Source organism: Acinetobacter sp. YH12201, assembly GCF_013418145.1.
GTDB lineage: Bacteria > Pseudomonadota > Gammaproteobacteria > Pseudomonadales > Moraxellaceae > Acinetobacter.
Window position 1 is genome coordinate 1 of record NZ_VPCP01000179.1, and the last position, 1,294, is coordinate 1,294.

At 42.9% G+C, this 1,294-nt stretch carries 1 protein-coding gene; it reads right to left on the reverse strand.

From position 1 onward, the window contains the following. Positions 1–12 precede the first annotated feature (12 nt). Positions 13–1,221: an IS256 family transposase gene (locus FTU91_RS16385; RefSeq protein WP_180082857.1), complete on the reverse strand. Its 1,209-nt coding sequence runs from the start codon at positions 1,219–1,221 to the stop codon at positions 13–15. Positions 1,222–1,294 lie beyond the last annotated feature (73 nt).

Below are 1,294 nucleotides of genomic sequence, written 5' to 3' on the forward strand. Positions count from 1 at the left end.
CTTTTCATAAATTTAAAGGTGATTGCTTAAGCGGTCACCGAATTCAATAATAAAGCGGCTCATGGCTAAACGCCAGTCGCGAATAGGCATATTCCACTTTTTAGACGCTGCATCAATTGCTAAGTAAATCACTTTACGTACAGAATCATCCGTTGGAAAGACTTTACGTTTTTTGATCGCTTGGCGTATTACGCTGTTTAATGATTCGATTGCGTTGGTGGTGTAGATGGCTTTGCGTATCTCGGCTGGATAAGCAAAGAAGGTATTCAGATTCTCCCAGTGCATACGCCAGCTTTTGCTGATCTGTGGATACTTGTCATCCCATGTTTGGGCAAATTGATCCAGGGCCATCAAGGCTGCCTCTTCAGTAGGTGATTGATAAACGGCTTTTAAATCCTGAGTGACCGCCTTGTAATCTTTCCATGACACGTATTTCAAGCTGTTGCGCAGCATGTGGATAATGCACAGCTGGATATGGGTTTGCGGGTATACGCTGTTAATAGCATCAGGAAAGCCTTTTAGTCCATCCACACAGGCGATCAGAATATCCTGCAACCCTCGGTTTTTAAGCTCAGTCAGGACATTCAGCCAGAACTTGGCACCTTCATTCTCAGCCATCCACATACCGAGCAATTCTTTCTGTCCCTCAAGATTAATGCCTAAGGCAAGGAATACAGCCTTGTTGATGACACTGCCATTATGACGGACTTTAACTACAATACAGTCCATATAAACGATGGGATAGATCGCATCCAACGGACGGTTTTGCCATTCAGCAACCTGCTCTTTGACTGCATCAGTCACCTTGGAAATAAGCGTTGGAGATACATCAGCATCGTACATTTCCTTAAAGGTAGCAACGATTTCACGGGTTGTCATGCCTTTGGCATAAAGGGATAGAATCTGGCTATCCATTTGCGTGATACGGGTCTGATTTTTCTTAATCAACTGAGGCTCGAAAGTGCCATCACGATCACGTGGTGTGGTGATCTCAATCTCCCCATCATCGCTAAGTAAAGTCTTACTAGAATAACCATTGCGAGAATTTGAACCAGATTTACGGGCATTTTTTTCATGTCCGAGATGTTCGGTAAGTTCGGCATTGAGAGCCGTTTCAACAGTGATTTTGGTCAACAATCGGGTGAATTGATTGAGATCTTCTTCTGTTTTGATTCCTTTAGCAAATTCTGCTGCAAGGTCTTTTAGTTTTTGTTCGTTCATCATGTTGCCTGACTCCGTTGTGAATATGAACATAGCAAATTCAGGCAATTACACAATTTAATTTACAGTCTCG

What these genes read in the sequence shown, in the direction of transcription:
- FTU91_RS16385 (WP_180082857.1), bottom strand. Translation starts at nt 1,221, where the DNA reads ATGAACGAACAAAAACTAAAAGACCTTGCAGCAGAATTTGCTAAAGGA.